This window comes from Bacteroides sp. MSK.18.37 (assembly GCF_019129155.2).
In the GTDB taxonomy this organism is placed as follows: Bacteria; Bacteroidota; Bacteroidia; order Bacteroidales; family Bacteroidaceae; genus Bacteroides; species Bacteroides ovatus.
In genome coordinates this window covers 3341279-3362272 of the sequence record NZ_JAHOIB020000001.1, presented here as the reverse complement: position 1 = coordinate 3362272, position 20994 = coordinate 3341279, and the positions used below count along the sequence as shown (strand labels likewise).

The window sequence follows — 20994 nt, the reverse complement described above, 5'->3', positions numbered from 1 at the left end:
AAAAGATTAGAATGTTAAATTAAGTCCAAGCGTCCAAATACGAGATGCAAAATTTCCGGTTTCAGGGTCGCCATATCCTTCCCAATCTTTAGCCCATACAGCTGCGTTACGAACAGAGCCATACACTTTCACACGATCGATTTGTATTTTTTCCGTCCAAGCCCTAGGCAATGTATAGCCGACAGATATATTTTCTAAACGAATGAAAGAACGATTATATAATCTACGTGCACCTTTTGCACCTTCCGGGCCTTGCGCCTCGATACGTGCATATTTATTAGTAGGATTGTCTACAGTCCAATATTCCTTCGCATTCTTGTTCACCAATCTGTAAGTCATGCCGCCACCGTCGTCATCATTGTTCAAATACATACTTTCCAGACTCTTATGCCCCATACGAGAGTAAATATTCACAGAAAGGGTTAAATCTTTCCACAAGGTGAAATCATTACGCAATGCCCATGTAACCGGAGCGGCGGTTTGTCCTTGGAATACTTTATCATCATTATTATAGACAACCTTTACTAAATTACCATCAGCATCGTATTGGTCGTTAGCCGGATTGTTCCATACTTTCGGGTCTCCAGGAACCTGCCCGTATTTTTTAGCTTCTTCAACCTCATCTTTCTGCCAGATTCCCGTCACTTTATAATCCCAAATCGCACTAATAGGCTTATCGATAAACCAGCCGGCTGCCACATAGTCCGCTTCTCTTGAACCTACCACACTTCCAGTGGCATCCACTATATCTTGACGATCACCAAACAAATGTTTGATTCTGTTTTTATTATATGAGAGACTGAATGATGAGCTCCATTGGAAATTTTTCTTATCAATATTCAAAGTATTCAATGCCACCTCAAAACCACTATTATCCACCTGTCCTAAATTGGTAGTAATATTCTCAAATCCAGTAAAGTTAGACAAAGGTTGTCTCATAATCATATCTTTGGTACTCATTCGATAATATTCCAATGTACCTGTAATACGGTCATTTAAAAATCCAAAGTCCAATGCAAAGTTCCACGATTGTGTTTTTTCCCATTGCAGATTCGGATTCTTCATACGTTGAGCCATCAAATAACGCATTAAATATAAGTCACCTGAAGAAGTGATATAACCTTGCATTTTACCACCCCCCGGATAAAGATTGGCAAGTGCTTCGTAAGGATTTTCCAATGAACGATTACCATTTTTACCGTATGAAACACGCAGTTTACCACTATTCATGATATGAGCATATTTTTGGAAAAAATCCTCATTAGTGAATGACCATGCTATACCTCCGGAAGGAAACCATGCATAAGGATTATTTGCCCCAAAAGCCGAATAGCCGTCACGTCTGATGGTACCAGTAACCATATAACGATCATCGTAAGAATAGAATGCGCGTGCCATCAATGCATCAGCCGTTTGATGATTATCATCAGTTCTGAATGTACTGACAGACTTATCTCCATTCTGGGTGTTATGGAACCCAAGCGCGTCAGATGGCAAAATATTACGGGCTTCAATTCGGTCTGACCAATATTGGCGTTCTTCCGCTTCTTGCACAAATGTCAAAATAACATGGTGCTTGTTAGCAAAAGTCTGATCCCAAGTAATAGTATTGTTCAGAGACCAATTAAAACGTTTGGCCTGTTCCCGATTTGTTCCACGGTCATTAGGATTGGAATTAGGTCTTTCTGCAGACGTAAAATAACGGTCATAGAAAAATTGAAAACGGGGCGCAATATTAAACTGATAAGTGATGTTGAAAGGCAATTTTACTTTAGCATTGAAGATAGTATTCAATGTAGTATACCCTTTTTCCAATTGAATATATTGCTTCTCAAAATACCAGTTTGTTTCATTAGCACGGTCATATTGATACATCAAGGGGTCTTGTGTATAGTTTCCATTTTCGTCTTTCAACATGGCGTATGGACTGTTTTCCATAAAACCACCTTTATCCATGCCGATTTCACCATCCGAACGATCTTGAAAGTTTATATTTGCACCCACTTCAAACCAATTGGTTACTTTTGCATTTAGTTTCAAGTTTGCACGGATAGCTCGATAAGTATCGTCGACAAACGCTCCTTCATTGCGCAGATAACCTAAAGACATGTAATAATCCACCTTATCGCCGGCACCGCTAATGCTTACATTATAGTCTTGATTGAAACCTAATCGAAACGCTTCATCTTGCCAATCAACGGTCTTTCCCGACAAAAGATTGTCAAGTAAAGCCGTATCATATCTAAATCCTAAACGCCTTGCCCAAATACTAAGATCAGATTCTCCTTCCCGATTGGTTGAATAATTACGCCACTGTTCCAAAGACACTGCATCCGACAAATTATTAGGATTTCGGAAATACTCTGGCTTTGAAGTATATTCATTACCAGGTCTTGAATAAGCTGCATATTCTCCTGTTTCAGCATTCACACCATAAGTGTTTTTTTCTTTCCAGTCTACATAGTGTTGCAGATATTCGTCCGTAGTTTGCCATCTATCACGATAGGCAGCCTTTTGAGTTAAACCTACACTAGCTGTGAAATTAACCACAGGCTTACCTTTTTTACCTTTTTTCGTTGTGATGATGATTACACCGTTTGCAGCTTGTGCTCCATAAACAGCAGCTGCCGACGCGTCTTTCAAAACATCTATTTGCCCAATATCATCCGGATTAATTTCCGAGAGTTCTCCTTGAAAGAACATACCGTCGAGGATAATCAATGGATTATTATGACCACCATCTGTATAAACGGAACGTTGTCCACGGATCTTCATCTCACCGCCGCCTTTTGCGCCTGCATCACCTTCACCATAACCTACCACTAATCCCGGTGTTCCACGTAAAATGTCTTGAACTGTTTTAGGATTTTCATTGGCAATCTTATCAGGACGAACTTGAACGACCGAACCTGTTAAATCCTTTTTACGCATCGTACCATAACCCACTACAACTACTTCATCTAGCGTCTCTGAATCATCTTTCATTGTGACGTCAATCAGTTTTTTACCTGCTACCGAGATTTCTTGATTCTTATAACCAATATAACTGAAATTCAACACAGCATTTGAAGCCTTTACCACAATGCTATAGAACCCATTTAGATCGGTTACTGTTCCATTAGTGGTCCCTTTTTCCATCACATTTACTCCAATCAGCGGTTCACCCGATTGATCTTTCACATATCCCGTAATTTTAGAACTTTGAGCCTGTACTGTACCAAGACAAAAAGTCACCAATAGTAAGAACAATCCTACCCGAAACGTGAAACCTTCTTTTTTGTTTTTCATACTAAATAAATTTGAGTTAATATTATAAAGCTTATATTGAATCTATCTACTTTTATCCACGTTATATTTCAATAGTTACATCAATTTTATAATACAAAGTTACAAATGCAAATTTATCTCAAATAGTATTTTTGTCTCAAAAAACAAAAAAATCAGGTCATAACTAACTTTAGAGCATTTGTCTGTAGTTAACAATTAATTATGCTCCTATCTATACCCTAGCAATTGATTAGATAGTATCATTGGATATATATGGCCAATATAGTATGGTGGATATATATGACCAGCACGGTGAGTATATATATTCAGCACGGTGGATATATATATACACGACATTGTGCATATATACCCATCAAAGCTCTACGCTGTTCGCCGTCAGCAGCAAACAAAGCGGTAGACAATATTTCTCCTATCGCTCCATCGGGTGTAACCACAGCTATCTGTTGAACGCCTTCCACCAATTTCCCGTTTCGAGGAGAAACAATATGCCGACGTTCAGGAGAGTCATTACCGGAGGTTGTAAGACACTCATTATGAAGAAGTATATTATTGACTTTCCATCCCGATCCTACCGGATGATTACCTAAAGCAAGGACGGAACTGTTTCCTATATTTATCAATGCATTCTCTATCAAAAACTCATTCAGTATGCTTTTAATTGTATCCAAAGCATACCCTTTAAGAAAGCCGGATAAGTTGACAGTAACTCCCGGTTGTGAGAAATAGATGCTATGATCTTCGACTGATAAATGAACCGATTGTATCGTGTTCTGATTGTAATTTTCCGAATGGACTGTAATATCAAAACACCCCAGAGTCTTCCCGTTATATTTCAGGCATAAATCAATCATTGAATAGAGTTCTTCGCTAAGAACAACTGGTGAAGTCGGAGCAGTTCGGTTGACAAAAGACAATTCGCTGGCCGGATCATAAAAGTTCGCCATCTTTTCCAACCGGCACAATGCGTCATAAATACGATTAACCACAAGCAACAATTCTCTTTCCGTTTTCTGGCTATACAGGATAATATCCACCCGTGTATGCATGGAAAGAAACCAGGCATAAAGCAGTCCATTACCTTCATGGGATGGTTTATACATATGTTGAATAGGGACTTGCATCGTATAGTAGGACAAATTAGGCACAGATTACACGGATTTTACGGTTGTTCCAATGAAATAGCAACCGCGTAATCCGCGTAATCCATGCCTGAGTAAAAATCATAAGGAATTTTGACGTATCTCCCACAATAACATGGAATACACCTTATTTCAGTTCTTTAATCTTCACGTTCTTGAACCACACTTCGTCTCCGTGGTCCTGAAGAAGTATATTTCCTTCCTCCGGATTTCCGAAATTAGGCCAGTTTTTATATTTACTGTATGCTACCAATGCATTCCACATATCATTGTTACGATCATATTCAATCAATTTAACGCCGTTCAACCAATGTTCTACATGGTTACCTTTTACGATAATGGTAGCTGTATTAAATTCTTTCTTGTTGAAAGGTTTATTCTTAGGAGCCGGAATCAAATCATACAACGACCCTAGCTTTCTATTACCTTTCACACCCAGTTTTGCATCAGGATGTTTGTCATCATCAAGAATCTGGAATTCACAACCGATAGCAGAACCTGCACCTTTATTCATATCCGGGTTTACGAAATATTTAATTCCGCTATTTGCACCTTCAGTAATCTTAAAATCTACTTTCAGAATAAAGTTCTTGTATTTACGGGTAGTCACAATATCACCGCCATTAGCTGATTCAGCACCACCACTCTTCATTACTTTCAGAATACCATCTTCTATCTTCCAGCCTTTTGCGGGGAAAGTAGAAAGTTTAGCTCCTCTCCATCCATCAGTAGTCTTGCCATCCCATAATAGAGTCCATCCTTCTTTTGCTTCGTTCGGAGAAATCGTATTGGCAATCAGGTTCACTTCCGGTGCAGCTTGCGCTTCCGGTGTCTGATAGCGTTCTACGTCCGTCGTACAAATGCGGATATCTTTCCAACTAACTGTTTTACCTTCATCTGCCGCATTTCCAATGGCGTGCACTTGCAAAGCAATGAAGCCCACAGGAGTCATATCATCCCAGATATTAGCACAAGGTACTCCGTTTATCCAAGTACGAATTGAGTTACCTACAGCCTCAATACGGGCTTTATTCCATGCGTTATTCTTAAAAGCGGTTTTTGCCGACGGATTCAGCGTCAAAGGATAAAGCCAGTTTCTACGTGCCTCATCATAGATACCACCTGACCAAGCGCGTTTGGAAGGATCGATCTCAAACTGATAACCGTGTACACGACCCTTCTTATAATCTTTCTTGCTTTCACTACGAAGCTGTACTCCGGAATTTAAACCGTCATCGACCTTGAAGTCAAACTCAAGGATAAAGTCACCATAATTCTTTGTCGTTGCCAAAAAAGTATTGGGTGTTCCCATTTTAGATACACCGACAATGGCACCATCTACAATTTTATACTCGGCTTTGCCATTCAATTTCTTCCATCCTTTCAGGTTCTTTCCATTGAAAAGAGGTTCCCAATTCTGTGCACCTAAAGAAGCGGCACAGAATAAAAGTAAAGTTAATACGATATTCTTCTTCATAATCATTGATTAGTCTTTCCCACTCCCTTATATTCGAAGAAGGAATGGAAAAGGCTATTTTCTATTTATAATTTATAAAATTCATCCCAACCTTTACGCGGTGGAAGTCCCGCCAGCATTGCATTAGCAAATTCATTATTTGTAATCTGCTTCGTACGAGGGTCAAAGAACAACTGTGTATTAAGTCGTTGAGCCATCACACCCAGTGAGAATACCTGGCTCAACACACCATTGATTTCGAACGGCGAGCGTGTCTTTTCAATACCTTGACATGCCAGCAAGAAATTCTCGAAGTGATTGGAAGGACTTTTAGGAACCTCCGGCAACTTGTCTGCCATCTCTTTGGCTTTCTCTTCCGGAATAATAGACAAAGTGCTTCCATGACTACCACCCTTGAAGATCAAATCCTTAGTATAAATGATTTTTCCAGGATTCAACTTAGATTTCGGAGTATCTCCCTGATTAGTTACCGGGATGTTCGGATCTAATCCCGAAACTCCATAACCAGCAGGAATAGGAGGAAGATTATCCAGACCATCATACCAGGTAATATCTACCGGTGGCATTCCTTTACGTTGCGGGAAACGGAAGAGAATCGTGGAAGAATACGGGAAGAAGTAATCATTATGCCCTTTTGCATATTGCATAGTGACTTCGTATGGCAATCCCAGTTCCAGAAATTCGTGAGCCGTGTCGAGGATATGTGCTCCCCAGTCGCCCAATGCTCCCATACCAAAATCATACCAACAACGCCATTGTCCCAAATGATAATCTTTATTATACTCGTGATAAGGAGTAACTCCAAGCCAAGTGTCCCAGTCCAGATCTTTCGGCAGTTGCTGACCGGAAGGAAGTTTATAAATATTAGTGTCCCATTTATGCCAACGGCGCGGGTTATTCATGTGGGCAGTGATAGCAGTAACATCCTTGATAATTCCCGCATCCATCCAAGCTTTAAACTGGAAATAGTTTGCTTCAGAATGTCCCTGATTTCCTACTTGAGTAACCAGATTCGGACGTTTAAGTGCAGCTTGCATCAACAGTTCCGCTTCATAGAAAGTACGTGCCAACGGTTTCTCTACATATACATGCTTTCCGGAAGCCAAAGCCAGCATGCTAATCGGGAAATGCGAATGGTCAGGAGTAGCAATTGCCACGGCATCAAATTCGTTACCGGCCTTATCAAACATTTGGCGGAAATCCCTAAACTGTTTTGCTTTTGGGTATTTAGCCATTATCTTTTGTGTGTGTTTGGCACCCATGTCTACATCACATAAAGCCACCACTTCCACCAAACCAGTCCGTGCAAAGTCTTCAATAATCTGCTCTCCACGGTTACCAATGCCGATATAAGCAATCTTCACTTTGTCACCTCTTCCTTTTTTAGGTGAAGCGGTTTGCGCATGTAATAAATCACCGGTTCCTAATGCCAATCCGGCTGAAGCCATCGACATCGTTTTCAAAAAATCCCTTCGTGTTACCATAAATTATTCATTTTCATTGATATTGATTAAGTTCTTCTTTTAAAATTATATAGGAAAACTATCAACTCCTGCCCTTCTTTTTAAATAGTGCTTGCATTCCATAAAATAAAAGGCGCAAAATCCCCCAACAAGCATAAAGCACAAAAGTAAATATAATTATATAAAAAATAGACGTTATCATCTCCGTAAATGGCGCATGATAAGCAATAATTGCATAAAGATGTATCAAATTAGATACTACGAAACAAACGAGTAAAGTGATTAACTCAATTTTCTTACGTCGTGCGGTTACAATCGTGTCTTTCATATTGCTTCGGGTGTTTTTACAGATTGATGGTTCAGATAGTCTATTTTATACTCATCAGGGAAATAGAGCGTCCGTTCTTCTTCCAATGCCTGATGTCCCAACAAACAGAGCATACTTGCATAATATCCTTCTTCCGCGATGTTTTTAGGTTGTTTTTGTGTTATGACGGCCTCAACAAAAGCTTCCAACAACAATGATGTACCATCGCTCTTGGGACGTTCTCCGATAATGAATTCTCCTTTGTTTTCGTTTGCAGTTTCCGGTGCCCAGCTTGTTCCGGCAAAAGGCAGAGAATCGAATACCTTGTTCTCCCAGTCATTCACCATCTGCAGGAAGGCCGGTGCAGGAGCTACACTCTCAAAGTAATATTTTCCCTTTTCCGGTTCTACCGTTCCGAGATTACCCATGATCTGTTCTTCCAGTCCATAGAATTTATTGGAAATGACAGAATCGAATGTCATCTTTACCCCATCATCAAACACATATACACAACTCACATTGTCATACACATCCCTGCCATCTTTCCAATAAGTGATGGCACCGTGTCCCATCACCTTTTCGGGTATCTTACGCAAAGCCCAGCTTCCGATCTGAAGCTGATGGCAAGCGAGTTCCGTCATCAATCCTTTTGAGAACTCCTTGTAAAGACGCCAGTTTATCAGACGTTCCAGATTGGGTGAAGGTACCGAACGTCTCCAATCCCCATTCCGGTTCCAGAAGGTACGGATTGCATTTATTTCACCGAAGGTACCCGCATGAATCATCTCCATTGCTTTAATGTAACGAGGATCGAACAGACGCTGTTGCCCTGTGAAGAATATTTTTCCCGTGCTACGGTGTTTCTGATACATACGATAACATTCCTCCATCGTGAAACCTATCGACTTTTCGCAAAAAACGTGCTTTCCTGCGTCAAAAGCATCCAGCACTATCTTACAATGCGAACTAAGAGGAGTAGCCACGAGTATGGCATCTATCGACTTATCTTCCAACACTTCTCGATAGTCACCGTACACCTTGGCATTAGGAACGAGCTTCAGTGCTTTTTCAATAGACGGTTTATAAATGTCGCACAATGCAACAATATCGACTTTAGGATTTTTAGTCAGAAATCCCATTAAAAACTGTCCCCGGGAACCGGGACCGATAATTGCCAAACGACACTTTTCGTTTGAGGTGTTCATCACCTCCGAAAAAGCAGAAAGCCAAGGGCTTGCTGCAAGAAGAGTGCCAGCCCCGGCTATGCCTAAATTCTTTAGAAAATCCCGCCTGCTAATAGGGGTATGTTTCATGCTTGTGGTATTTAAGATTATAATTGGTTTATTTGAAAATCAGTTATTAAATACAGGTGCTTTTTGTGTTTCGTAAGAAGGAGATCCTCCCTCTACGTAAGGCCAACCTTCTTGGTCCCACTTGATCTGGTCCAACAACAGAATACGTCCGTTCTCCGGAGTTGATCTTAAAAATCCATGATACAGAAGCCAGTCTTGTCCGGCATCATCCCGGATAATCTGCGAACCGTGCCCATTGCCTACAAAATGATCATTCGCACCTATCACCAAAGAATAACCATTCTTCAACATCGGTTTACCGGTCTTGTCTTTGTACGGGCCCCATACTTTCTTGGAACGTCCCACTACGACTTTATATGTACTTTTCACTCCTTGACAACAACTTCCTATGGAGGCAAACATATAATAATAATCGTCGTGCTTATGGATATAAACAGCTTCAAAAGCAGTTCCCGCTATTCTCTTTTTTTTCGCTCCCGGCATGATCGACAGCCCATCCGCAGTCAGTTCAATAACATATATTCCCCGGAAGCTGCCCCATACCAAATAGTTTCTCCCCTCATACTGCAGGAGACTGGGATCGATCGAGTTCTGTACACCAATCTCATTGCTACGGAACATCTTACCATGATCCGTAAAAGGTCCCTGCGGAGAGTCGGCCGTAGCTACCCCTATTCCACACGTTTGTTCTCCTCCCCACACTGACATTGCATAATAAAGCACATATTTACCGTTAATATAATTAATGTCAGGTGCCCAGATTCCAGCTTTAGGTTCAAACCTGGGACGAGTTTTATTCGTGAATGCAGTGTTGCAATACGTCCATTCCACCAAATCTTTCGACTTCATGATCGGAACGTTTCTGGTAGATTCGGTAGCATACACATAAAAATAACCATCTGCAGCTTTAATCACCGTAGGGTCGGGCATGGCAATATCTACAACCGGATTCTTATAACTCACTGCAGACTTTGTCTGTGCTCTCCCCTGCGAAAGACAAGCACCTATCATGAATACGAAAACGAACAAATTTACATACTTTTTCATCAAATCATTCTTTTAAAAGCTCCTTTTTACCTTATCTTTATAGCTATAAATTAATATTAACTTACAAAATCTTTGGGTAACACTCCAAATTGCTTCTGGAAACACTTGGCAAAATAAGACGGAGAATTAAACCCTACCATATAGCAAATCTCATTTACCCGGTTTTCTCCTTCTTTCAATAATTGAGCAGCCTTCTTCAAACGTTCCAGTCGAAGATATTCATTCGGACTCAAATCCAAGACTCCCTTTATCTTCCGATAGAAATTAGAACGGCTCATATTCAGGCTATCCGCCATATCATCCATGCTAAATTCCGGATTACTATAATTCACCTGGATAACCTCATTCAACTTCTTTATAAAATCTTCGTCAGCTTTTGTCAACGCCATCGTATTGGCTGCCACAAAAGGAGACTGTGCAAAAGCCTTGCGCAGTTTCTCCCTATTCTGAATAAGGCTGGAAGCACAAGCCTGTAAATATTCCACAGAAAAAGGTTTCTCCAGATAAGCATCTGCTCCCAGTTCCATTCCCTCTATCTTAGACTGGATATTCGTCTTCGCAGTCAACAAAATAACGGGAATATGGCTATAATTCAAATCTGACTTGATCGTCTTACACAATTCAAAACCATCCATCACAGGCATCACAACATCACTAACCACCAAGTTCACATAATTACCATCCAACACTTGCAACGCTTCCGCACCATTAGTGGCAGTCAATACAGTATATTCTTTCGATAGCTGACGCACTACAAAGGCAAGCATATCCGGATTATCTTCTACAACCAGCACTGTAGGCCGGTTATCTTTCTTTTCCGTCTCTCCAACAGGAATTTCATTCATCCTGTCTATTTCAACTTCCGGTTCCGGGGTTAAGGTTATTGTCATGTCCTGAACAATCGGCAAAATCAAACAGAAGGTATTATTTTCTTCCCCTTCTCCCATAGCTAAAGTCCCTTGATGCAGTTCAGCCAATGAACGGGAAAGAGCCAAGCCGATTCCTGTTCCGGTAGTCACCTTGCCGTCTTCTTTTTCATTGAAACGAACGAAAGGCTTGAATATTTCCTCCTTCATCTCATTGGGAATAATCACTCCATCATTCTCCGTACGAATACAGAATGAATTGTTGTCATCCGTTTCCGGCACTTCCAAAGATATGTGTACGTAGCTTTCAGCATACTTCACCCCATTATTCAACAGATTACTGATAATCTTCGTAAACGCCTCCCGGTTCACATGCGCATAGAAATCCTCCTCGGGCACTTGCAAAGTAAACTCCAAACCTTTCTGTTTGGCAAGGGAAGTAAAACGCACATGAGTCTCTTTCAGCACCTCCGTTACATTACATTTCGCAAAATTCAGGCGGAATCCCTGACTTTCCGTTTTACGGAAATCAAGCAACTGGTTAGTCAGGTTCAACAACCGTTCCGTATTCTGCTTCATTACATTCAAGTCTTCCCTCGTTTCCGCATCGACCTGTTTCTTCAATATGATGTTTTCCAAAGGACCTTTAATCAGCGTCAACGGTGTACGTATCTCGTGGGCCACATTCGTAAAGAAATCAATCTTTGCATGATAAACTTCACGTTCCTTCTCCTGCTCGAATTTCTCCATCTGCCTGCGGTGTTTGCTGTTACTGCGTCTCTTGAAATACATAACCGTATACAGGGAGCAGCCGATAATCAGCAGAGCATACACACAATACGCCCATATAGAGAGGTAAAAAGGAGGAAGAATATGTACCCCTAATGACACTTCGTCGTCACTCCATACACCGTCGCTATTAGCAACCTTTACCCGGAAGGTATAATCACCGTAACGAAGATTGGAATAAGTAGGGATATTCAGTAAATGTTCCTCTTTCTAAAAAATCAAGAGAAAAGCTTTGCTTTACGTGAGCTTTTCTCTTGATTTTTTCGTTCAACTCTCCCAGTCTTCTATCTTTTTTGTACAATATTGTTTACATATTCTTGTTTTTTCCTTCCCACCCTTGCATTATGTACATGTCTTTTTTAGGGGAAGTTAAAACCTCTCCTGTTTTTCCTGTTATTTTAGTCAGATTATGCTGCCTTTCTTTTTTTCTTTTCGACCTTTTCTATCATACATACCGCATTGGCTGTATGTATCCCAAAGAAAATCCAAAGTACTTCCGTTTTCCTGTTTCTAGCTTTTATCCTGGCCAGTGAGTAATGTTGTTTCTGCGTTCCAAAACTTCCTTCCAGGCGGGTAGCTCTTTCACGGCTGAGTTCCGACCGTAAGATTTTCCGAAGCGGCTCATCTTTGGCAGCTCTGCCCTTACGCTTAAAGGAAGTACTTATATGATATTTTGTACAAAATTTCCGGTTGGCATTATTGGCATAGATTGAATCCGCCGCAAGCGCCTTAACCCTGACCCCGGTCAGTTGTTGTTGCAGATGAATACAGTCTTTCAAACGTACTCCTTCGTTAAAAGCCTTAAAGGAGATATGTTCTATAAAGGAGATTCCGTCTATCTGTATATTGTTGACTTTGGCTCCGAATTCAACGGATTTGGTTTCCTTGCCTCTGATAATGGGACGAAGGTAATGCCGGTCGATACTCACGATACGGTTGGACACTTTTTTGCCTGCAAATAAATTTTTCCCTTGCTCAAGGACTGTCTGTATGACCGAGAAACGTCTTTGGTAATCAGAGGATAGTGTAAGCCTGTTCCTGTAGGATGAATGAAGCTGCTCCAGCTGGTCAAGTAACTTTTCCAATAACTGAAGTAACCTTCGTGTAATCATACGAGTCTGTGATTTCTTGCGTTTACGCAGTTTGCTATAAGCAAGATAGGCACGGCGTACATCAAGATACTTGTTACGGGGACGTTGTATGTGCAAGGTCTGGCAATGTTTGCACAGATGACGATGAAGCCATACAATACCTTCCCATAAGAGTTTGGTATCAGTAGGAAAGCGCAGATGACTTTCATAACAGGTGGCATCGGTCATACAGACATGAAGGTTCTCAAGATAAGGTTTCCAATGCTCGGCAAGAATGAGCTGGAGGGACTCAATATCAAGGCGATCCGCTAGTTCCTGACGAATTGCACTGACGATTTTAGGATTGGTCAGTGGATGAAGCGGATCAATCTGAATACCACAAAATAACTGGTAATGAATATTACCGTTTAAATGCTCAATCAGTTGTGCATCGGAAAAGTTGGTATAGGACTTCAAGACCATCAAGGCTATTTTACCTTCGGGAGAAAAATAACTTTTACGCCCCAAAGGAGAGGACTTCAAATGCATTTGTCGGGCCAGTTCCGAGAAAGGGAACAGAGAATGGAGTCGACCTAATTCACTCGTTGCAAAACTTTGACGATATTTTTTAAGCATATCGAACTCGGTAAAACCTAAACAAGGTTCGATTTCTGAGATTTTTTGTATCTTTACCATGTGTTTTTATTTTTAATTCCCCCCGTTTTGGCCGTCAAACCGTTTTTGGGGGGGAATGCTTAAAGATACAAAAAAGGCAACTAACTCGCAATGAATTAGTTGCCTTAAATTTTATTATTTTAGGAATATCCCTAAGTAACGATAGGGCTTTCGCCAACCGTCAGCCAATCCGTATCAAAGCCCTCCAGTTTATACATAATCCGGCTCGTTTTCGGAGCCTGGAAATCCAACGCTGCTACACGGAAAGAAAAAGAATTCTGATTGGACTGGAGCACAAGCTGGTCGGAGAAAGTTATACTCTTCTCTAACGGAGATCCCGGTTCGCCGGCATACACCTCCTTACCAAACAGAAAGAAATCAGTAATGGCAACAGACGGAATGAACTTATTCTCCGAGAAATTCTTGGGATTAAAAGCGATAAAACCATCGATGCTACCCAGATAGATCGTACCATCTTCGGTTTCAAAGCTTGAACGATAATTAAACTGGTCGCCCAACAAGCCATTAGAGGTGGTATATACTTTCATCACTCCGGTGGTAGGTTGGAAGCAAACCAGACCGTTGTTGGTTGTCAACCACAAAAATCCTTCTTTGTCCTCCACAATCTGATATACAACATCGTTCGGCAATCCGGCCGACAAATTATAATTGGCAAAAGTCTCCGTATCCGGCTGAAAACGACAGAATCCCCCTCCTTGGGTAGTCAGCCAGATTTGCCGGTGAGAGTCTTCAAAGATGCTCAATACCTTGTCATACGGAAGGCTCTTCGGATTATTTTCATCGTGCAAATAGTTCTTCCATTTCTTTTCGCTCACATTGTAGCAATAAGCTCCATTTGCATAAGTTGCCAGCCATAGATTTCCTCCGGAATCTTCCTTTATATCATATACAAACCTGCCGTTCAGTTCCGGTATCCGGTCAAAATCATCAGATTGTCTGTTGTATCGCAGCAAACCGAATAAAGTACCCAGATAAATATCACCCGTCGTTGTGCGGCAAATAGAGAACACGCTATTGTCTATCAATGAACGGGGAGAGTCTGTTTTCTGATAGGTTTTCACGATAGCTCCCGTACGCGTATCTACTACTTTCACTCCTTTTGCAAAGGTTCCTACCCAAAGATGGTTATCAATCAAACACAGACCATGCACATTGGTAAAAGCACTGCTAGGGGTAAAAAAGGAAAAAGTCTTGGTCTTCGGGTTGAAACGGTTCAAACCGCCGTCTTCCGTACCAATCCACAGAATACCCTGATTATCCTGGCAAAACTCACGTACCCGTTTTCCATGCAAACCATTATCTGTTCCTTTGGGATAATATTTTTCAAAATACGTATAAAAACGCGGATAGTAGTTCACACCTCCAAAATAAGATCCAATCCAGATACCACCCTCTCGATCCTTACACAAGGAATAAATAGCATTATCGGACAAAGAATAAGGGTCGTTGATCGAACTGCGCAAATGAACATATTTACCCATTCGAAGATTATAAATATAGAGTCCCGATTCTGCACCAATCCACAATTCATTATCAGAAGCGACCAGCAGTTCGCGACAAAAAACAGACTCTCCATTTTCATCCTCTGAAAGTAAGTCATGTAGTTTGTTAGAGGTCAGGTTCAGTTCTTTCACTCCTCCTTTTAAAGAGCCTATATATAGACAATTATATGCTCCTTTCACCAGGCCTATCACGACATCATTCTCATAAGTTTTTTGATCGTCTACAGGTGATACATAAGGATGAAGGGTTTGCAAACGGTCTTTCGAATAGAAAAGTCCATCACCATAGCAGCCAATCCAAAGGGTTCCGCTATTATCGAAAACAAAAGACTGGACATTGGTGGAGATAAAAGAAAAGTTCTTCAATGTGTGGTTCTGGAGTATTCCTTCCTCCAGATCATAACAAAATAGCCCCTGCGACTCTACCGCTATCCAGACACATCCTTTGTTGTCTCCGGAGATTGCAGTTACGGTATGCTCTATTTTCGTGTTTTCTGCGCTCAATTCAGCAAAATGCCGGAAAGAATCTTTTTCCGGATTATAGATATAAAGTCCTACATCCGTACCTACCCAGATATTTCCTTTTGCATCCTCATAAAGAGCTGTGATAAAATTATTACCAATGCTCCGCCGTGTGCGGTCATCATGTTTGAATTTGCGGAATGACAAACCGTCATATCTATTCAAACCATCTTTTGTGCCGAACCACATAAAGCCCTGCTTATCCTGCAAAATCGCATTGACCGTATTTTGAGATAACCCGTTCTGTACACTAAGATTTTTGAAATAATAATGCTCGTCCGCCATTTGCGCATGGCAGCCGATCTGATAGCCGATTAAACAGATTAAAAATATGAGAACTTTCTTCATAAACATACGTGTTTTCTATCCTTCCGTTTGAGTTACCAAATGTAGGCAAAATCACAGCGGAAAGATAGTAAATATGTCTCAATGAATGAAAGAATAGTCCTATTTTTCTATTCTGATACGCGCGTCAACTGCTACAACGGCCTTTTGCGTTGCCAAGAGCGGATTTATATCCATTTCTTTGATCTCTGTAGCGAAACGTAGCAAAGTGGACAAACGGACAATAATTTCAGCAAATTTATCTTCGTTGACTCCCTTTTGCCCACGTGTTCCCTGAATGATTTTATAAGCACGCAAAGAATGAATCATTGAATAAGCTTCTTCGTAAGAAAGCGGAGCCAAACCGGAAGATACATCTTTCAGCACCTCCACAAAAATACCTCCCAAACCACAAAGTACCACGTGACCGAACTTCTCTTCATATTTTGCGCCAACAAACAGTTCCGTACCTTTCAGCATCGGCTGTACCATAATTGCTCTTGCATCAGGTATCTGCATCATACGATCAAATTCCAGTGCCAGATGTTGCTCACTTTTAATGTTCAGAACGACACCGCCGACATCTGATTTGTGCACAGGGCCAACCACTTTGGCAACTACCGGAAATCCGCACCGACGGGCAAAAGCTACTATCTCCTCTTTATCATCGGAAACAAATTCATCTACCAACGGAATACCGGCAGCGTGCAACAATGCCTGTACATAATTGGGAGCGATATAACCATCCTCCGGAATAGAATCAATAATACGACGAATCCTCGGAACGTCCACTCCGAACAATTCTATTTCAGGAACTGCCGGTTTAGGAGCATTGACGATACGTGAAAGGGCAGTACCCAAGGTCACTTCGTCTGCAAAATTCACATGCCCTTTTGCCAGGAAGGCGGAAACCTCCGCTCCGGCTGTATTAATGGAAGGAAGAATGGGAAAAATCGGTTTCTTGCAAGTCTGCATCTTTTCATGAAGCACATCATACATTTCAAACATAGTAACCAATCCCGGAGTTCCGAAGATGGCCATCATGGCGTCTATATTGTCGAGTTTCTCCTCGCAGTAGTCGATGCAAAGACGCAGATGCTCCGGTGTTCCGGTAGCCAGAATATCAATAGGATTCCCAACGGCAGCACCGGGGAACAGTCGGGCTTTTAGTTCTTCGGCTATTTCTCCTTCCAGTTTAGGAACATTCAGTCCGCCTTTACTCAAGGCGTCTGTCAGCATCACTCCCGGACCTCCGGCATGGGTGATAATAGCAAAATTCTTCCCTTTCAATTCGGGCAGAGTAAACACACAACCTACAGTAGTCAATTCTTCACGAGAGAAACAACGTACAATCCCCGCTTTACGGAACAATGCTTCCACTGCCGAATCGGAACTGGCGATTGCGCCTGTATGGGAAGACGCCGCCCGGCTTCCGCTCTCCGAACTTCCGGCTTTGATTGCCGCAATCTTACATCCTTTTCTAATCAAAGACGAAGCATGGAATAACAACCTGTCCGGATTCTGAATACTTTCAATATAAAGCAGTTTTAGATGAGAGTCTTTTTCGGGATCGAAGTTCTCATCCATAAATTGCAACACATCTTCTACGCCAATCTGCTTGGCATTTCCCACCGACCAGACTGAATTGAACTGCAAACCTTTTGTAACGGCACTTTCGAGAATAAATACCGCCGTAGCACCGGAGCTGGAAATCAAGTCCACCCCTTTCAGATTTAAATTGGGAATTGGCTGGCTGAACACGCTATGATGCCATGTGTTCATCAATCCGATGCAATTAGGACCAATCAATGAGGCTCCGTATTTATTGACTGTTTCCAGAATACGCTCTTCCAACAGTGCTCCTTCGTGGGTTTCTTCACCAAAACCTGCAGAAAGTATGATAAATGCCCTGGTTTGCTTCTTGCTGGCCAATGTTTCCACAATATCGGGACACATTACAGCAGGTATAGCCAACACTGCCAGATCTGTGTCCGGCAGATCATTCACATCCGCAAAGGCGGGAACTCCCTGCACTTCCTTTTCCTTCGGATTCACCGCCCGAAGTTCTCCCTGATAACCTCCGTTTATCAAATTCTTTAATATTGCGCCACCCGGCTTATGCACATTATTCGATGCCCCTACTACGACAATGCTTTCAGGACGAAGCAACTGGGTTGTTATCATATCATGCTTTGGTTTTCGTTTAACTTAGGTACAAATATATTCTTTCTTACGAGAAAAAAGAAAGAAAAAGGGGAGAAATATAGATGGAAATAGATGATAAAAGAGGAAATGAGCAAGAAATTATATAGATTATACTGACTTATTGAAATGCAAAGCTATAATCTTACCATGTAATTCTTATCATTAGAACAGAATATTACTTTATGCAGAAAAAATGGACATAAAACTCATACAGAATCAAAAATATACAAGATGAGTCCGGAGTATATTGGAAAACTTGAAGGATAAGCAAGTTGCATAATCCATATTCACACAAAACAGACTTTAAATCATTCGATTCAACATCAAAAAGGCAAAATTCCTAATTTCAGGAGCAGATTATTGCAAATATAAGTTCAAATAGAAACAACTCACATGTTACCTATTCGACAGCAACCAGCACAAAACAAGTATTCTAAATACCCTTTTGTCCTTTCGTTTAAAAGCAAGGAAGCACTTCTCACTGACCAATAAACCGTTTCTTTAAAAGGAACGAAGTCTTCCTTTAAAAGAAATGATTCATGATTCTATCAACAATCATGAATATTCACTCATTTGTATTCAAGAAAGATGACTTATTCCGCATATTCATACAGTATTTTATACGTCACTTCTTTTATTAGAATACAGTTTAGATACTCCTAATCTGTTTCAATCTTAAAAATAGAACATAATAGAAAATATAAAAATACCCCGATACAAATTGGCTATTTTCTAGCCAACTTATATCAGGGTAAAACACTTTCTTTTTACCTGTTTTTTTATTACGAAACGTTCCTGTTTCATTCTGTGACCACTTTTCAATGAAATAATCTGTGTTAATCCGTGTAATCTGTGGTGAAAAGTCATTATCTTTGCACATTACAAAGTTGAAAACAACAAAAATCACACTATATAATGGAAAAGAAATTCAAAAGAACCACCGTCACATCGGCACTGCCGTATGCGAACGGTCCTGTCCATATCGGTCACTTGGCTGGTGTATACGTACCGGCAGACATTTATGTGCGTTATCTGCGTCTGAAAAAAGAAGATGTATTATTCATCGGAGGTTCGGACGAGCACGGGGTACCTATCACGATTCGTGCCAAGAAAGAAGGAATTACTCCGCAGGATGTAGTAGACCGTTATCATTCGCTGATAAAAAAATCATTCGAAGAATTCGGTATCTCATTCGACGTGTATAGCCGCACCACTTCACCGACGCATCACCAATTGGCTTCGGATTTCTTCAAAACATTATACGATAAAGGCGAATTCATCGAGAAAACGTCTGAACAATATTACGACGAGGAAGCAAAAACATTCCTTGCCGACCGTTATATCACTGGAGAATGTCCCCACTGCCATTCCGAAGGCGCTTACGGCGACCAATGCGAAAAATGCGGAACCTCACTTTCTCCTACGGATCTTATCAACCCGAAAAGTGCTATCAGCGGCAGCAAACCGGTGATGAAAGAAACCAAACACTGGTATCTTCCTCTCGACAAGCACGAAGGATGGCTGCGCAAATGGATTCTGGAAGATCACAAAGAATGGCGTCCGAACGTATACGGCCAATGCAAAAGCTGGCTCGACATGGGACTGCAACCACGTGCCGTGAGCCGTGACCTCGACTGGGGTATCCCTGTTCCCGTAGAAGGAGCAGAAGGAAAAGTGCTTTATGTATGGTTTGACGCACCTATCGGCTACATATCCAACACCAAAGAACTTCTCCCCGACAGCTGGGAAACCTGGTGGAAAGATCCTGAAACCCGCCTGATCCATTTCATCGGAAAAGACAACATCGTGTTCCACTGCATCGTATTCCCCGCCATGCTGAAAGCAGAAGGCAGCTATATCCTGCCGGACAACGTGCCGAGCAACGAATTCCTTAACCTCGAAGGAGACAAAATCTCCACTTCCCGCAACTGGGCTGTATGGTTGCACGAATACCTGGCGGACTTCCCCGGCAAACAGGACGTACTCCGCTACGTACTGACCGCCAACGCACCGGAAACAAAAGACAACGACTTCACCTGGAAAGACTTCCAGGCACGCAATAACAACGAACTGGTAGCCGTATACGGCAACTTCGTGAACCGTGCAATGGTATTGACTCAAAAATACTTCGACGGGCGCGTACCTGCACAAGGTGAACTGACCGACTACGACAAGGAAACACTGAAAGAATTTGCAGACGTAAAAGCAGAAGTGGAAAAACTGCTCGACGTATTCAAATTCCGCGACGCACAGAAAGAAGCCATGAACCTGGCACGTATCGGCAACAAATACCTGGCCGACACCGAACCGTGGAAACTGGCAAAAACAGATATGGAGCGTGTAGGTACCATCCTCAACATCTCCCTGCAACTGGTTGCCAACCTTGCCATCGCTTTCGACCCGTTCCTGCCGTTCAGCTCGGAAAAACTCCGCAAAATGCTGAACATGGATACTTTCGAATGGTCTGAATTGGGACGTGACAACCTTCTCCCTGTAGGTCACCAGTTGAACAAACCGGAATTATTGTTCGAAAAGATTGAAGACGCTACTATCGAAGCACAAGTACAAAAATTGCTCGATACAAAGAAAGCAAACGAAGAAGCCAATTACAAGGCTAATCCAATCCGTCCGAACATCGAATTCGACGACTTCACGAAACTGGATATCCGTGTAGGTACCATTCTTGAATGTCAGAAAGTGCCGAAAGCGGATAAATTGCTGCAATTCAAAATCGACGACGGACTGGAAACACGTACCATCGTATCGGGCATTGCCAAGCATTATCAACCGGAAGAACTGGTAGGCAAACAGGTTTGCTTCATCGCCAACCTTGCTCCGCGCAAACTGAAAGGCATCATCAGCGAAGGCATGATTCTAAGTGCCGAAAACAACGACGGCAGTCTGGCAGTTATCATGCCGGGACGTGAGGTGAAGCCGGGTAGCGAAGTAAAATAATAAAACTTAAATAGGGAATACATGAAAAGCT

10 protein-coding genes and 2 pseudogenes are annotated in these 20994 nt (G+C 41.6%); 1 reads left to right on the top strand and 11 read right to left on the bottom strand.

Annotated features, from left to right (window positions below):
* Window positions 1-6: 6 nt before the first annotated feature.
* From KSX81_RS13405 to KSX81_RS13355, 11 genes and pseudogenes are all read right to left on the bottom strand, one after another.
* Window positions 7-3288, bottom strand: a complete 3282-nt coding sequence (locus KSX81_RS13405) for a SusC/RagA family TonB-linked outer membrane protein (RefSeq protein ID WP_004296579.1) — start codon at window positions 3286-3288, stop codon at window positions 7-9.
* A gap of 305 nt (window positions 3289-3593) precedes the next feature.
* Window positions 3594-4388 carry an FAD:protein FMN transferase gene (locus tag KSX81_RS13400; RefSeq protein ID WP_074704420.1) on the bottom strand — a complete coding sequence of 265 codons (795 nt, stop codon included), beginning with the start codon at window positions 4386-4388 and terminating at the stop codon, window positions 3594-3596.
* A gap of 166 nt (window positions 4389-4554) precedes the next feature.
* Complete coding sequence (locus KSX81_RS13395) at window positions 4555-5904, bottom strand: DUF1080 domain-containing protein (protein ID WP_004302557.1); 1350 nt, start codon at window positions 5902-5904, stop codon at window positions 4555-4557.
* Window positions 5905-5969: 65 nt separating this feature from the next.
* On the bottom strand, window positions 5970-7388 hold the full coding sequence (locus tag KSX81_RS13390) for a Gfo/Idh/MocA family oxidoreductase (RefSeq protein WP_115483952.1): 1419 nt from the start codon (window positions 7386-7388) through the stop codon (window positions 5970-5972).
* Window positions 7389-7449: 61 nt separating this feature from the next.
* The gene (locus tag KSX81_RS13385; protein WP_004296583.1) at window positions 7450-7695 is read right to left on the bottom strand and encodes a hypothetical protein; all 246 of its coding nucleotides are present in this window, start codon (window positions 7693-7695) and stop codon (window positions 7450-7452) included.
* A complete protein-coding gene (locus tag KSX81_RS13380; protein WP_004323019.1) occupies window positions 7692-8987 on the bottom strand; it encodes a Gfo/Idh/MocA family oxidoreductase in 1296 nt (431 codons plus the stop codon). Before KSX81_RS13380 ends, KSX81_RS13385 begins: the two co-directional genes overlap by 4 nt.
* 39 nt (window positions 8988-9026) lie before the next feature.
* Entirely contained in the window at window positions 9027-10034 is a 1008-nt protein-coding gene (locus KSX81_RS13375) for a family 43 glycosylhydrolase (RefSeq protein WP_115483951.1), read from the bottom strand.
* Between the two features lie 56 nt (window positions 10035-10090).
* A pseudogene (locus KSX81_RS13370) lies at window positions 10091-11878 on the bottom strand (response regulator); the annotation flags it as partial.
* 218 nt (window positions 11879-12096) lie between these two features.
* On the bottom strand, window positions 12097-13455 hold the full coding sequence (locus KSX81_RS13365; RefSeq protein WP_217726205.1) for a transposase: 1359 nt from the start codon (window positions 13453-13455) through the stop codon (window positions 12097-12099).
* A gap of 134 nt (window positions 13456-13589) precedes the next feature.
* A pseudogene (locus tag KSX81_RS13360) lies at window positions 13590-15827 on the bottom strand (two-component regulator propeller domain-containing protein); the annotation flags it as partial.
* A gap of 99 nt (window positions 15828-15926) precedes the next feature.
* Window positions 15927-17987 (bottom strand): acetate--CoA ligase family protein, encoded by a 2061-nt coding sequence (locus KSX81_RS13355; RefSeq protein WP_217726175.1) that lies wholly within the window; start codon window positions 17985-17987, stop codon window positions 15927-15929.
* A 936-nt stretch (window positions 17988-18923) separates the two neighbouring features.
* On the opposite strand from KSX81_RS13355, the gene metG reads away from it, so the two are divergent.
* Window positions 18924-20963: a methionine--tRNA ligase gene (metG, locus tag KSX81_RS13350; RefSeq protein ID WP_004296589.1), complete on the top strand. Its 2040-nt coding sequence runs from the start codon at window positions 18924-18926 to the stop codon at window positions 20961-20963.
* Window positions 20964-20994 lie beyond the last annotated feature (31 nt).

What these genes read in the sequence shown, in the direction of transcription:
- KSX81_RS13390 (WP_115483952.1), bottom strand. Translation starts at nt 7,388, where the DNA reads ATGGTAACACGAAGGGATTTTTTGAAAACGATGTCGATGGCTTCAGCC.
- KSX81_RS13380 (WP_004323019.1), bottom strand. Translation starts at nt 8,987, where the DNA reads ATGAAACATACCCCTATTAGCAGGCGGGATTTTCTAAAGAATTTAGGC.
- KSX81_RS13365 (WP_217726205.1), bottom strand. Translation starts at nt 13,455, where the DNA reads ATGGTAAAGATACAAAAAATCTCAGAAATCGAACCTTGTTTAGGTTTT.
- KSX81_RS13375 (WP_115483951.1), bottom strand. Translation starts at nt 10,034, where the DNA reads ATGAAAAAGTATGTAAATTTGTTCGTTTTCGTATTCATGATAGGTGCT.
- KSX81_RS13385 (WP_004296583.1), bottom strand. Translation starts at nt 7,695, where the DNA reads ATGAAAGACACGATTGTAACCGCACGACGTAAGAAAATTGAGTTAATC.
- metG (WP_004296589.1), top strand. Translation starts at nt 18,924, where the DNA reads ATGGAAAAGAAATTCAAAAGAACCACCGTCACATCGGCACTGCCGTAT.
- KSX81_RS13395 (WP_004302557.1), bottom strand. Translation starts at nt 5,904, where the DNA reads ATGAAGAAGAATATCGTATTAACTTTACTTTTATTCTGTGCCGCTTCT.
- KSX81_RS13355 (WP_217726175.1), bottom strand. Translation starts at nt 17,987, where the DNA reads ATGATAACAACCCAGTTGCTTCGTCCTGAAAGCATTGTCGTAGTAGGG.
- KSX81_RS13405 (WP_004296579.1), bottom strand. Translation starts at nt 3,288, where the DNA reads ATGAAAAACAAAAAAGAAGGTTTCACGTTTCGGGTAGGATTGTTCTTA.
- KSX81_RS13400 (WP_074704420.1), bottom strand. Translation starts at nt 4,388, where the DNA reads ATGTATAAACCATCCCATGAAGGTAATGGACTGCTTTATGCCTGGTTT.